The sequence below is a fragment of the Zhongshania aquatica genome (assembly GCF_027257955.1).
In the GTDB taxonomy this organism is placed as follows: Bacteria; Pseudomonadota; Gammaproteobacteria; order Pseudomonadales; family Spongiibacteraceae; genus Spongiibacter; species Spongiibacter aquatica.
Map to the genome: position 1 here is coordinate 126652 of NZ_JANZNQ010000001.1, position 13965 is coordinate 140616.

The window sequence follows — 13965 nt, forward strand, 5'->3', positions numbered from 1 at the left end:
TAGCTTAGCGTCTTCCGTCTCTCATCAAGCGTTCAACCAAATCATGAATGTACTGATAATTGGAAACGGCGGCCGTGAACACGCCCTAGCTTGGAAAGCCGCCCAGTCTGCACAGGTAGATACCGTATTTGTTGCACCGGGCAACGCTGGTACTGCCCTAGATCAAGGGATAGAGAACATTGATATTGCGATCAATGATTTCGCAGCCCTAGCGAACTTTGCTGAAACCAACAATATTGGCCTAACCATTGTCGGCCCAGAAGCGCCACTCGTAGAAGGCGTGGTTGACTACTTCAGAGAACGTCACCTTCCCTGCTTTGGCCCCAGCAAGGGCGCTGCACAACTTGAAGGCTCAAAAGCTTTCACCAAAGATTTTCTAGCCCGCCACAACATTCCCACTGGCGGCTACCAAAACTTTACCGAACTGGAACCAGCCCTTGCGTACCTGCGTGAACAGGGCGCGCCAATTGTAGTGAAAGCTGACGGCCTCGCTGCCGGCAAAGGTGTTATCGTCGCCGAAACCTTAGAACAAGCCGAAGACGCTGTGCGCGACATGCTGTCTGGCAATGCTTTTGGCGACGCTGGCTGCCGGGTTGTCATCGAAGAATTTTTAGAGGGTGAAGAAGCCAGCTTTATTGTGATGGTCGATGGCGAGAATATTCTGCCCATGGCCACCAGCCAAGACCACAAACGGGTTGGCGATGGCGATAGCGGCCCGAATACTGGCGGCATGGGTGCGTATTCTCCCGCCCCCGTGGTCACACAGGAAATTCATGATCGAATCATGAATGAAGTCATCATTCCCACAGTAAAAGGAATGGCCGCTGAAGGAAATCGCTACACCGGTTTCCTATATGCGGGACTCATGATCAACGCCAATGGCGAGCCCAAGGTCATTGAGTACAACTGCCGCTTTGGGGATCCAGAAACCCAACCCATTATGTTGCGGCTGCAGTCCGACATAGTCGCCTTGTGCATAGCCGCTATTAACGGCGAGTTAGACACCGTAAGTGCTGATTGGGACCCGCGACCTGCGGTAGGCGTAGTGCTAGCGGCGGGCGGTTATCCCGCAGAATACAATAAGGGCGACGCGATCACAGGCATCCCCGAAGGCAATGCCAGCGGCAAGGTTTTTCACGCAGGTACCCAGCTTCAAGAAGGTGTGCTTGTAACCAACGGTGGTCGAGTACTCTGCGCAACGGCGATGGGCGAGACCGTCAGTGCCGCACAACAACTTGCCTATTCAATTGCGAAGCAGATAAAGTGGAAGGATGCCTTCTATCGCACTGACATTGCTTACCGCGCTATTGCCCGAGAGTAACCGTTTGGTCAAACAACTCCTTTGTGCGGTATTACTGATACTATCAGCTACCGCATATGCTGCGCCGCCATTACTGCTGGATTCAGATCAGGGCGAAATATCGCTAAATGCCTTCAGCGACATCATCGAAGACCCCGACCGACGCTACCGTATAGACGATATTTTAGCGCCACATATTGAACGTCAGTTTCGACCGGTTGAAGGTGACGATTTTAATTTATCCCATGATGTGGGTCGATATTGGTTTCGCTTTACGCTTAGTAATTCGAGCGAGAACATCAGCCAGCAATTACTGCAGATCACACCCGTAGACCTCAAGGCTGTGCAGCTTTACAAAAAGTCCGGCGAGCAAATAAACCCATTATCTACGGAAGCCTTAATTCGCTCAGAAACCCTATTTTCACTTGCAGTAAATGCCCAGACAGCAGACACCTATTATCTCTCCGTAGAGTACCCCTTCGACCGTCAGCTTTCGCTCGTACTGCATAACTACGCCAGCTTTTTGGGTGATGTCAGTAAACGAGAATTCGTCAACGCGTTTTTCCTAGGTATTCTTAGCGTACTCTTAATATTCAGCCTAATAAGCTCGTCACTACACAAAGACGCACTATTTTTCATAACCGCACTCTACGCTCTTCTCGTTATTGGCGGACAAGTTATTGCATGGGGTTACGTCGGCATGCCGCAGGGCCTACTGCCTCCGTGGAACGGCTATGGTCTGATTTTTATCATTATGGGGATAAGCCTTACCGATCTCTTCTACGCGCTGCATTTCCCAATTTACCCCACTAACAAACCCGGACGCGCGCCCGGTATAATTCGCTTTTTGATCATCGCAGACCTTATTGGCATTGCCCTAGGCATTATTGGCGGCGCTCATATTGCCGCCATTACCATCCAGATTCTCTTTCCAATCAATTCAATCGTGATGCTGCTCATTGCGCTAAATTGTTTTTTCCAAACCTACAGCCGACTTATTTTTTATTACATGGTAGCCCGCACGGTTCTGCTGTTTATTCTCGTATTAACCTTCCTAAGCTACGGTTTAGCCGCCATTTCCACCGAGACCGCGAACTTATTATTAATCGCACTCGCCACCGCGGTTGGTATCACTCACACCGCTATGCTGATAGCACGACACTATGTTCGCCGACAAAAGCAGGCACAGGATGAACAGCACATTGCGATATTGGGGGCGGTCAACCGCGCTAAAACAGATATCCTAGCGCGTATTACCCATGACATCCGGACACCAATGAGCGCCATGCTCGGCGTATCAGAGTTATTACAAGAAACACGTTTAACCACCAACCAAGAAGATCACGTACGCACCCTACAGCGCTCGGGCCACGAATTACTGCAATTACTGCAGGAAGCTAGCCAAGCAACCCGCCTAAATAAAAACGATATAGAGCTAAGCAACGAGCTTCTAAATTTACCGGAAATCATCGATGAGTCGGTATCTGGCTTCCGCAACATTGCCGCCGAACAAGCCTTAGAACTAATTTGTGATGTCGATCACGAGGTAAGTGAAAAGCTTATCGGAGATCCCTCACGTATCCGACAACTACTATCACACGTAATGAACAACGCCTTCGAGCATTACGAGTCAGGGTTTATTTTATTAAAAGTCTCTGCGTCCAACATCAAACCCGGTCTACTGAACTTTGAACTAAGTCACCGGGGTAAGCCTTTTAGTGCTCAAGAAAAGTTGGCTTTGAGTCGATCAGGCTCCGACGAAGACAGTATCGTCAACGCACGGCTGGCGATAGCGTCCCAGCTGATTAGCTTAATGAACGGCAGCGTCGCCGTGCGAAGCACAAACGGCCTGCACACCCTGCGATTTTCACTACAACTCGGCGTACCCAGTAATATCGACAACAGTACAATGCGCATTCGCACCGGCCTCCTCGGCAATAAGCGATTGCTAATCGTCGACAGCAATCAAACATTTTGCAAAGTGGTATCAACGCAATGCGCTAACTGGGGTATGCCTGTTTTTATTGCCAACAGTGACAACGCGGCCATCGCCACTATTCGTAATCAGAATTTAATCAGCGCGCCCATCGACATCATTCTTATCGATCACACCCTGCCTGGCGGCGGACTGAAACTGGCAAAGCGCATAAATGATGAAACCAAGGACCTGCCAAACACCCCGATTAGCCTCATGCTGGCACATGCCAACATCTCTTTTAATCGCGAAGAATTAAGTGCAGCTGGTGTCCGTCGTATTCTGAGTAAACCACTTACTGGCGTTGCACTGCGCAGCGCGTTGCTGGCCGAATGCCACTTTGATGCCAATGCAGTAAATCACCTACCTGATCAATACCGCACCGATGCCCTGTCCCTCTCCTCGCTACACTGCTTGATTGCAGAGGACAACCCGACCAATGCGCAGGTCTTAAAACGCATGCTAAAAAGCCTTGGCATCACGGTTCACCATGTTGAAAACGGCCAGCAAGCGGTCAACACCTACACACGGCATCGCTTCGATGTCGTGATTATGGATATAGAAATGCCTATCATGGACGGTGCTGAGGCAACGCGACAAATTCGTCAGTTCGAAAAAGAAGAGAATCGTGAGCGAACGCCCATTATTGGTCTTACCGCCAACGCGCTGGACGAGCAGCGAGACAGCTACCTGCGCGCAGGTATGGATCTGCATTTAGTCAAACCGATTCGTCTTTGGGAACTGGCAGAGGCGATCAAGCGCTGGACCGGTTACCAGCAAAACAAGTCATAATGTTGCATTTGCAGTACACTAACCTGCGGAGGACACAATCATGACACGTCAATATACCCTGCTCGATCGCGCCCTAATGGGGGCAGACCGCAGCCTTAAGACCCTCGTGAAAGGGAGTAGCACCGCCCAACGTCTAAGCCCCGCCACCTCATTCAGCAGTTCACCTAATGCAGACCAACAACGCCGACACGCAGCCGGTTTGATGCGCATAAACCATACTGGCGAAGTTTGCGCCCAAGCGCTCTATCAAGGGCAAGCGCTCACCGCAAAGAACGCGCAAGTAAAAGCAGCAATGGAACATTCCGCATGCGAGGAAATCGACCATCTGGCATGGTGCGAACAACGACTGCTAGAACTAGGCAGCCATACCAGCCATTTAAACCCATTGTTTTATGCGGCGTCGTTTGCGATTGGCGCAACAGCCGGTGCTATCAGCGATAAGATCAGTCTCGGCTTTGTTGCCGCCACGGAAGACCAAGTGTGTGAACACCTGCGTGAACATTTACAAATACTGCCCAGCGACGACGAAAAATCACGGGCGATTCTGCAGCAAATGTTAGAAGACGAAGCGGAACATGCGCATAAAGCGATTGAAGCCGGCGGTCAGATTTTTCCTGCGCCGGTGAAAAAAGCCATGAGCCTAATGTCGAAGGTGATGACGGGCAGCACCTATTACATCTAAGCCCCCGTTTACTCCGGGACCCTCACAAGCAATCTAGCGAGTGAACGGCGATAGTAGAACGCGACTAACGGCCACTGATTGGCGGATGAAAAATCAACTGAACAAGATTACCATCGGGATCTAAGCAATAAAAACTGCGAGCGCCATCGCGATGGGTGCGCGGCTCTGTCTTAATACTCACGTGATTCGCCAGTAGAAAACCATGCCACGCGTCTACATCCTCAGGCGCATTCAAAATGAAGCCGATATGATCTAAACGCTGCCCAGCCACCGGCCTTTGAGCCCCTGTGTAACGATGTAGAGCAAGATTGTCGCTCCCAGAACACAAATAAATATTGTCCGGGTCAGGCTGCCATTCCACCGTCATGCCAAGCAGTTCAGTGTAGAAGCGCAAGGTATCGTCAAACTTCTCCACAAACAGTGCCACATGGCGCATACCGCCATGTGGTTTTGGACGCACTACTTTCTCAGACAAGTTCTATAACCTCATAACTGTGGCTCACATCGACGCCGGCCGCTTCCATCATAATTGACGCTGAACAATACTTCTCGGCGGATAACTCCACAGCGCGCTTCACGTGAGCATCTTTCAAATTTCTACCACTAACAATGAAACGAAGGTGTATTTTTGTAAATACCGCAGGCACCGCATCAGCGCGCTCAGCCTCTAACTCACAGCGGCAATCGGAGACATCTTGACGAGACTTATTCAACATACTCATCACGTCGAATGACGCACAGCCGCCCATACCCAGCAGCAACATCTCCATGGGACGAACCCCCATGTTACGACCGCCATGATCTTCAGGTCCGTCCATCACTACCGAGTGACCACTGCCCGACTCTGCAAGAAACATCGCGCCATCTACCCACTTAACCGTCGCTTTCATTTTATCCTCATGCAAAATAAAAAAAATTGACCTAAGCTTACCACAGGGCCCAGATTCAAGCTCGCCAAGGCGGACAAAGCAGGTCATACTTAAGACAGCCTGGGGCCGACAATAAAACATTTATACGCCCTTAACTCATTAAACGGATTTTCTGCTATACCGAGAGACCCAAGCCGTGCTGAATTCCCTAAAACCAGAAATCGCCGATTTAGAAAACTTTCTCGCAAACTGCCACCGGCGCCGCTACCCCAGTAAAAGTACACTCATCTATGCCGGTGACGCCAGTGACGCGCTTTACTACATCATGGATGGCTCAGTTACCGTCATTATCGAAGATGATGAGGGCCGTGAGATGGTCGTTGCCTACCTTAACAAGGGCGACTTCTTCGGCGAAATGGGCGTTTTTGACGAAGAGATCCCCCCTACCCGAAGTGCGATTGTTAAAAGCCGCACAGAGTGTGAAATTGCCGAAATCAGCTATACCAAATTTCGCGAACTCAACAAACAATATCCAGATATCTTACTCGCCCTTGGCAAGCAGATGGCGAAGCGACTGCGGCTAACGACAAGAAAAGTGGGCGACTTAGCCTTCCTCGACGTTACCGGCCGGGTAGCCCACACCCTGCTAGATCTTTGCAAACAACCCGACGCAATGACCCATCCAGATGGCATGCAGATCAAAATTACCCGTCAGGAAATCGGCCGCATTGTCGGTTGTTCTCGTGAAATGGTTGGCCGTGTATTAAAGACCTTAGAAGAACAGGGTTTGGTACAGGTGAAGGGTAAAACGATGGTGGTCTACGGCACGCGCTGAATGCCAGTCGGAAGTCGGAAGTCGGAAGTCGGAAGTCGGAAGTCGGAAGTCGGAAGTCGGAAGTCGGACTTAGCATCAGACGTTAGACCTCCGACATCAAGCTATTTACCCAAACAACTCCGCCAGCTTCTCGCCTGGCTCGTCTGCCCGCATAAATGCCTCGCCTACCAAAAATGCGTTAACACCCTTTTCACGCATCGCCGCAACATCCTCAGCAGTATGGATAGCACTTTCGGTCACTACAATATGCTCATCACTAATGGCCGGTAGCAGGTCAAAGGTGTTCTGCAGAGAGGTTTCAAAATTATGCAGATTGCGGTTATTGATACCCACCAAGCGATTGCCCAGCGGTAAGATTCGCGCCAGTTCTTCTGCGTTATGTACTTCTATTAATACATCCATACCCAAGCTTTGGGCAAGCTGATTCAAGCCCGACATAGCACTGTCATCTAGGGCCGCAGCAATCAATAAGATGCAATCCGCACCGATGGCACGCGCCTCATAGACTTGGTAGGGATCAACAATAAAATCTTTACGGATTACCGGCAGCGAACAGGCGGCACGCGCTTGCTGTAAATACAGTTCCGCGCCTTGAAAAAAATCCGCATCGGTCAAGACCGACAAACAGGCCGCGCCGCCACGTTCATAGCTCTGTGCAATGTCTGCGGGAATAAAATTCTCGCGGATCACGCCTTTGGAAGGCGATGCCTTTTTTACCTCAGCAATCACCGCCGACTTTCCTGCAGCGAGCTTAGCCTCTATCGCCTTAACAAAACCGCGTGGCGCGGAGGTGGTTTTAATCTGCTCTTGTAGCATGGCAATTGGCATTGCTGCGCTGCGCTCGGCAACCTCTTCGCGCTTGCGATCAATAATCTTCTTTAATACCGTTGGCGTGCCACTATCGTTCATCATACTTGGGCCTCGCGCGCCGGATTCAGCCCCTGACTAAACGCCGCAAGCTCCATCATTTTTTCTAGTGCTTGGCCACCATGTATGGTGTCTTCCGCCAGTGCTACACCGTGCTTTAGTGTTTTCACCACACCAGATACATACAGTGCCGCGCCGGCATTCAGGGCGATCATATCCGCCGCTTTCTTGCCGGCCTCAGTTTCGCGTTTACCCAGCGCATCGCGAATCAAGGCCAAGGAGGCATTGCTATCAGCAACATCCAACCCGACCAAACTCTGGCTGCTAATACCTAAGTCTTCTGGTGTCAGTAAATACTCTCGAATCTCACCATTCTTTAACTCGGCTACTTCGGTGGCCGACGCTAAACTAATTTCATCAAGGCCGTCTTTGGCATGGACCACCATCACATGCTCAGCACCCAGACGCTTTAACACTTCGGCCAAGGGACGACAAAGCTCTGAGCTGAATACGCCCAACACCAAACGAGTTACGCCAGCCGGGTTGGTCAGCGGCCCTAAAATATTAAAAATGGTTCGCTGAGCGATATCACGTCGCACACCAATCGCGTGCTTCATCGCACTATGGTGATTAACTGCAAACATAAAGCCAACACCCACTTCGCGAATACAGCGCTCAACTTGGGCGGGATTTAGGTCTAGCTGAATACCGGCACTCTCCAGTAAATCCGCACTACCGCTTTTTGACGACACCGAACGATTACCATGCTTGGCAACCTTGGCACCTGCCGCCGCAATAACAAAGGTGCTTGCCGACGACACATTAAAGAGATTAGCGCCATCACCACCGGTGCCGACTATATCCACAACATGCTCTAAGCCAGAAATATCGACCGGTGTGGCAAGCTCACGCATAACGCGAGCCGCCCCCTCAATTTCATCTAAGCTTTCGCTTTTCATCCGCAAACCAATAAGAAAGGCCGCAATCTGCGCGTCACTGCACTGGCCCGTCATGATGTCGCGCATCACCGACGCCATATCGTCGGTGCTTAAACTTAAGTTGCGAACCACCAAGCCCAGCGCGTCTTTAATATTCATATTATTCATACGCCGCGCTCCAAAAAGTTTTTAAACAGTTCGTGCCCCTGCTCAGACAAAATAGACTCTGGGTGAAACTGCACGCCCTCAACATCTAGTGTTTTATGTCGCACGCCCATAATCTCATCCACCGAACCATCGGGCTTTTCAGTCCACGAGGTCACCTCAAAACAGTCGGGCAAACTCTCTTTTTCAATAATCAACGAGTGATAGCGGGTCGCCACAACCGGGTTATTTAAGCCCGCGAACACGCCAGTATTGTGATGATGCATCGGCGACGTTTTGCCATGCATGACTTCCCGAGCGCGCACAATTTTGCCGCCAAATGCCTGCCCAATACTCTGATGCCCCAAGCACACACCAAGAATTGGAATCTCTCCGGCAAATGCCTTAATCGCCGCAAGCGAGATACCCGCTTCATTCGGCGTACACGGGCCGGGAGAAATCACCAGATGCGTGGGCGCCAGGGCGCGGATTTCCTCGACAGTGACTTCATCATTGCGCAGTACTTTTACATCGGCGCCCAATTCTGCGAAATATTGCACGACGTTGTAGGTAAAGGAGTCGTAATTATCGATCATTAATAACATTATGACGCCTCCCCATTATTGTCAGATTCTTGAGCCACTGCACGTTGAACCACCGCCCCTTGAACCACCGCACTTTGAACCATAGACGCCGCCTTAAACACTGCCCGCGCTTTATTCATGGTTTCCTTCCATTCAAGCCGCGGCTGCGAATCGGCAACGATTCCGGCACCCGCTTGAATATGAAGCTGATTGTCTTTTATCACCGCCGTGCGAATCGCTATAGCCGTATCCATATTGCCATTCCAGCTTAAATAGCCCACCGCACCACCGTAAATGCCGCGTTTTACCGACTCTAGTTCGTCTATAATCTCCATGGCTCGCACTTTTGGTGCTCCGCTCAAGGTGCCGGCTGGCAGGGTCGCCCGCAACACATCCATCGCGGTCACCTCATCGCGCACTTGGGCTCGCACATTCGACACGATATGCATCACGTGGGAATAGCGCTCCACCACCATTTTATCGCTCAATTCCACGGTGCCGGTTTTAGCAACACGACCCGCGTCATTGCGGCCTAAATCGATGAGCATTAAATGTTCGGCAATTTCTTTGGGGTCGGCTAATAGATCTTTTTCCAGCTCTAAATCTTCCGCCTCGGTATGGCCACGGCGGCGAGTTCCCGCAATCGGACGAACGGTCACTTCGCCGTGCTCCAGACGCGCCAAAATTTCCGGCGACGAACCCACAATATGGAAATCTTCCAAATTGAGGTAATACATATACGGCGATGGATTGAGATGGCGCAATGCACGGTAAAAATTAAGTGGCGATGCCGTAAAGGGAATACTCAAGCGCTGCGATAACACCACCTGCATGGCGTCACCCGCCAATACATATTCACGTACTTTCTCTACCGCATCTTTAAATCTATCTTCACCAAAGCTCGACACAAAATCGGTTTCAGCAACACCATCGGCGTCCAGATTTAATGCCGGTAGCATCGGTGACAAACCGCGCAACATCTGCTCATAAGAATCCAAGCGCTCCTGCGCTTTGGCGAACGCGCGGTCATCAGCCGGATCGGCATGAGTGATGATCTTGACGATACCCGACAGATTATCGAAAACCAGCAACTCCTCAGACACCATCAATAGAATATCTGGCGTACCCAGAACATCAGGCGGCGTACTAGCGAGTAATTTAGGTTCGATGTAACGCACGCAATCGTAGGCGAAATAGCCCACCAACCCGCCGTAAAAAGCAGGTAGTTCTTCAATATCAGGCACCTGATAACGGGCTTGAAAAGCCTCGACAAAAGCTAAGGCGTCGTCGCACTCGTGGGATTCGATTATTTTGCCGTCACGGGCGACCGTGACCAGCTTGCCCTCGGCACGCAGCACCGTGCGCGCACCAAGACCAATAATTGAGTAACGACCCCATTTCTCACCGCCATGCACAGACTCAAACAGAAAACTGTAGGGTTCGGCGGCAAGTTTTAAATAGGCACTGAGAGGCGTATCGAGGTCGGCCAGCACATCGCGGTAAACCGGAATACGGTTATAGCTTTGCTGCGCCAGTTCATTATATCGCTGGGCTTGCATGATAAATCCTTAAAAATGGGGTTCGGCTTGGTAATCTGCTAATTGCAGTAATTCGCTTATTGCAAGAGCTACCATCGCCATCGACGGCAAGCACACAGCAGTGTCATGCGGGCGTTATGCACCATTTTTTCAGACTCGTCACACGTAATTAGAATGTCGAAACATTGTAACCGAGGCCGCGCCGTGGGGGAACCTCAAAAATAGCCACAGATTCACGGTCTGTTAACCCTTATCGTAAGCCGACAATTTCGCCGATAGATGCTGCTTCACGCCCGGCCACTCAGTGTTAATAATGCTAAATACCACCGAGTCTCTGACCCGGCCATTCGACATCACAACATGATTGCGCAAAATACCCTCCTGCTTTGCACCTAGCCGCAGAATCGCATCGCGGGACCGATGATTTAGATAATCGGTCAAAAACTCAACGCGATTAAGATCCATCGCTTCAAAAGCGTGTTCAAGCATCAGCATTTTCGCTTCGGTATTAACGTGAGAACGCTGCGCAGATGCGGCCAAGAACGTGAAGCCAATCTCCACCCGTTTGTTAATTAGGCTGGGGCGCATAAACCGAGTGGAGCCCACGACCTTGCCGGATTCTTTATTGATGGTCGCAAAGGCCAGCCCCTCACCATTTTCAAAATCAGTGCAGGCATTGGCAATAAACTCATCCATTGCCTCGATACGAGGCACCTTGGTAACAAATAAATCCCACAATTCACCATCGGCAACCGCATCGCGCAAGCCATCATTATGCGCCATCGATAATGGCTCCAGCCTCACATAGCGACCTTCGAGAATGCAGTTATTGAATGTCATCATTGACGCGTCCTTACTAGCGAACACTAATTTCCCTCATTCATCACTGGCTTGCGAATCAACTGTTGCATACTCTGCTGCACATCTGGCCCGAGCAAGGCCACCCAACGCTGAGACAGCGCTTCAAGACGTTTATCAACCCGCAGGAACTCGCCGGACTCCCGCTCATCAGTCAGCAGCAAGCCCTCTTGAATTAAGGTATCGATATAGCCGCGGAACAGGTTTTTATCGAAGTATTCGGGGGCTTCTCGGCCGCTTAATATGGCCAAACGCTGAGCCATTTCAATGGTGTGCAATTCCACGTCGTCGCGCAGCGCTGGCACCTCTGATATATCCTGCACCAGAAGCAAACTGGTAATCGTGTAGCGCTCGAAGGTCTCCCGGAGAATTCGTCCCAAGCCAGTGAGTACCGCATAGCCTTCGGTACCGACATTGGCGCGACTCAAACTTCCGCTAGCATCATCCCTAGCCAGCAAATTAAGCTCGACTAAGTTATTAATCTGATCCTTTACCGCATCGGCACAATCTTCAATTTTAGTTCGTAGAAATAGCTCATTTTTAACAAAGGGATATAGCAGCACACAGCCTTCAATTAATTCAGCCTCATTGACCGACTGACTGTGTCGAAAAAAGCGCGCAATCAAGCTCGGCAGGGCCAAAACGTGCATCACCGAATTGCGGTAATAGGTCAACATTACTGCCTCTTTACCCGTCGCCGTAATAATTGGGCCCCAAGGGTGATCAATCCTAGAAAGCCCTGCTGTGCGCGCCGCCTGCTCCAAAATTTCCTGGGCGCTGCCGTCTGGCAAGGTAATATCGGGACTGTAGGGAAGACGCCGTAAAATGGTAATAAAGTGGTCTATTTGCAGCAGCAGCTCATCTTCAGCCATGGCCCGCTGGGGGCTAGATAACAAAATCATCGCCACCAGGCCGATGGGATTGACCACCGCCGCGGCATTGATACGCTCCATATTCTCTTGGGCAATATAATCAATCACCGCCGGGACAAAAGAATGATCCCCAGCTTGAGTGCGTTTGCGCCAGTTAGGTTCTATATGACTAAAGCACTCATGCAAACTAATAGGCTCGCCAAATGCCACATGCGGACTGCCGTAGGACGACTTAAAAATCTTCCGCGCTTTTAATAAACCACCCGCAGACTCACTTTGCTTAACGCCGCCGCGCAACTCTTTCACATAGGATGCGCTTTCCACCAACTTGTCGTAACAAACATAAATAGGGACTAAAGCCACCTTACGCCCCGGCTGCTGAACAAAACTCTCCACCGTCATTTTCAACATGCCTTTTTTTGGCGGTAGCAAACGGCCGGTGCGACTTCTTCCACCCTCGGGGAAAAACTCGACGGGATAACCCCGACCTAATAACACGTCTAAATAGGACTTAAATATCGCTGAGTATAATTTTTGGCCACCGAAACTGCGGCGAATATAAAAAGCACCACCCCGACGCAACAAACCGCCCACCGGCCAAAAGTTTAAATTCACCCCAGCGGCAATATGCGGTGGAACTAAACCCTGCACATATAACGTGTAAGAGATCAGCAAATAATCGAAGTGGCTCCGGTGCGACGGCATATAAATTAACTGGCGACTATTTGCTGTGTCGCGCAGTCGATCGATATGATGGATTTTCAGACCCGCGAATATCTTCCGAAACGCCCAGCTAAGGATGAGTTCCAACGCGCGAATCATTCGGCCATCAAAATTAGCCGCGACCTCTTCGGCCATTTTACGAGCCCGCTTGTTAACCGCCTCAGGCTTGCTGATAGACTCCGACTGTTCTTCTGAAATAGCATCTCGAACGGCCTGACGGCGCAGAACCACATCAATGATCTGCTGGCGCGACAGTAAACTGGGGCCAAGGCTGGCGGTTTTACGACGGGAGTAATAAAACGACAACAGTCTCGCCATCATTGCTGCGGCAGCAGCGGGATCTTGCTTGCGCTCAACAAAGGTACTGAAGCGCACGGGCTGGGCAATATGAATAAGCACATTGCGGCGCTGAACAATAATAACCATCAATTTACGAAAGGCACCGGCGCGGTCGCCATCACCTAAAAGCAGCTTGAAAAACGAGGTCTCGCTGCCCGGATCTCGCCCCCAAAATACCGACACCGGTACAATCTGCAAGGGATAATCTTGATCTGCCGCCTGCGCAACAAGCGCCGCGATGGTTTCATGGCCACGCGAGCCACCACGCTGACCGCTCAGTACCGGCAAATACAAGCAAGCGGCACGGTCACTGTCTGGCAACCTACCCGGTGAACTGCGCAGCAAAGGCAAATTATGGGCCTTAAATACCCGTTCTAGTAAAAATCGGTCGGTCCAACTGTGTTGCCGCAGAACATAACACACCGGCTTACCCTCAAGCTCGGCGTACAAAGACTCATCAAACTGCACCAGCTTTGGCTTGATACCGACAAGAAATGGCGCGGAGAGCATCCGGCACAATACAAAAAACAGACGTGTGAACCACGACATAATGCATAAATCCTTATTAAACGAGACCGCACACTTATTGTTTTGCCTACTGCCAGCCAGATTTTGCCGCCAGTAGAACACAATTCTTAGTCGTGCAAAG

Annotated in this window: 12 protein-coding genes; 4 read left to right on the forward strand and 8 right to left on the reverse strand. The window is 50.7% G+C overall.

Annotated elements, in window-relative coordinates:
* The first annotated feature begins 43 nt into the window (after nt 1-43).
* From purD to coq7, 3 genes are read left to right on the forward strand one after another with little or no spacing between them, the layout of a single operon-like run.
* Nucleotides 44-1321: a phosphoribosylamine--glycine ligase gene (purD, locus tag O9X78_RS00570; RefSeq protein WP_269617609.1), complete on the forward strand. Its 1278-nt coding sequence runs from the start codon at nt 44-46 to the stop codon at nt 1319-1321.
* A complete protein-coding gene (locus tag O9X78_RS00575) occupies nt 1272-4067 on the forward strand; it encodes a hybrid sensor histidine kinase/response regulator (RefSeq protein WP_269617610.1) in 2796 nt (931 codons plus the stop codon). Before purD ends, O9X78_RS00575 begins: the two co-directional genes overlap by 50 nt.
* Nucleotides 4068-4107: 40 nt before the next feature.
* Nucleotides 4108-4749, forward strand: a complete 642-nt coding sequence (gene coq7, locus O9X78_RS00580) for a 2-polyprenyl-3-methyl-6-methoxy-1,4-benzoquinone monooxygenase (protein ID WP_269617612.1) — start codon at nt 4108-4110, stop codon at nt 4747-4749.
* Nucleotides 4750-4813: 64 nt separating this feature from the next.
* Here coq7 and O9X78_RS00585 read toward each other — a convergent pair whose 3' ends face one another.
* Complete coding sequence (locus tag O9X78_RS00585) at nt 4814-5224, reverse strand: VOC family protein (protein ID WP_269617613.1); 411 nt, start codon at nt 5222-5224, stop codon at nt 4814-4816.
* Complete coding sequence (locus O9X78_RS00590; RefSeq protein WP_269617614.1) at nt 5217-5639, reverse strand: OsmC family protein; 423 nt, start codon at nt 5637-5639, stop codon at nt 5217-5219. The genes O9X78_RS00585 and O9X78_RS00590 overlap by 8 nt, the downstream gene beginning before the upstream one ends.
* Nucleotides 5640-5814: 175 nt before the next feature.
* Between O9X78_RS00590 and crp the strand changes: the two genes are divergently transcribed.
* A complete protein-coding gene (crp, locus tag O9X78_RS00595; protein ID WP_269617615.1) occupies nt 5815-6453 on the forward strand; it encodes a cAMP-activated global transcriptional regulator CRP in 639 nt (212 codons plus the stop codon).
* A 105-nt stretch (nt 6454-6558) separates the two neighbouring features.
* On the opposite strand, the gene trpC is transcribed toward crp, so the two are convergent.
* From trpC to plsB, 6 genes are all read right to left on the reverse strand, one after another.
* Nucleotides 6559-7362: an indole-3-glycerol phosphate synthase TrpC gene (gene trpC / locus O9X78_RS00600; protein ID WP_269617925.1), complete on the reverse strand. Its 804-nt coding sequence runs from the start codon at nt 7360-7362 to the stop codon at nt 6559-6561.
* On the reverse strand, nt 7362-8417 hold the full coding sequence (gene trpD, locus O9X78_RS00605; protein WP_269617926.1) for an anthranilate phosphoribosyltransferase: 1056 nt from the start codon (nt 8415-8417) through the stop codon (nt 7362-7364). Before trpD ends, trpC begins: the two co-directional genes overlap by 1 nt.
* 5 nt (nt 8418-8422) lie before the next feature.
* A complete protein-coding gene (locus O9X78_RS00610) occupies nt 8423-9007 on the reverse strand; it encodes an aminodeoxychorismate/anthranilate synthase component II (RefSeq protein ID WP_269617617.1) in 585 nt (194 codons plus the stop codon).
* Nucleotides 9007-10545, reverse strand: a complete 1539-nt coding sequence (gene trpE / locus O9X78_RS00615) for an anthranilate synthase component I (RefSeq protein ID WP_269617618.1) — start codon at nt 10543-10545, stop codon at nt 9007-9009. The genes O9X78_RS00610 and trpE overlap by 1 nt, the downstream gene beginning before the upstream one ends.
* Nucleotides 10546-10767: 222 nt before the next feature.
* A complete protein-coding gene (locus O9X78_RS00620; RefSeq protein WP_269617619.1) occupies nt 10768-11367 on the reverse strand; it encodes a GNAT family N-acetyltransferase in 600 nt (199 codons plus the stop codon).
* A 23-nt stretch (nt 11368-11390) separates the two neighbouring features.
* Nucleotides 11391-13865 (reverse strand): glycerol-3-phosphate 1-O-acyltransferase PlsB, encoded by a 2475-nt coding sequence (gene plsB, locus O9X78_RS00625; protein WP_269617621.1) that lies wholly within the window; start codon nt 13863-13865, stop codon nt 11391-11393.
* Nucleotides 13866-13965: the final 100 nt, after the last annotated feature.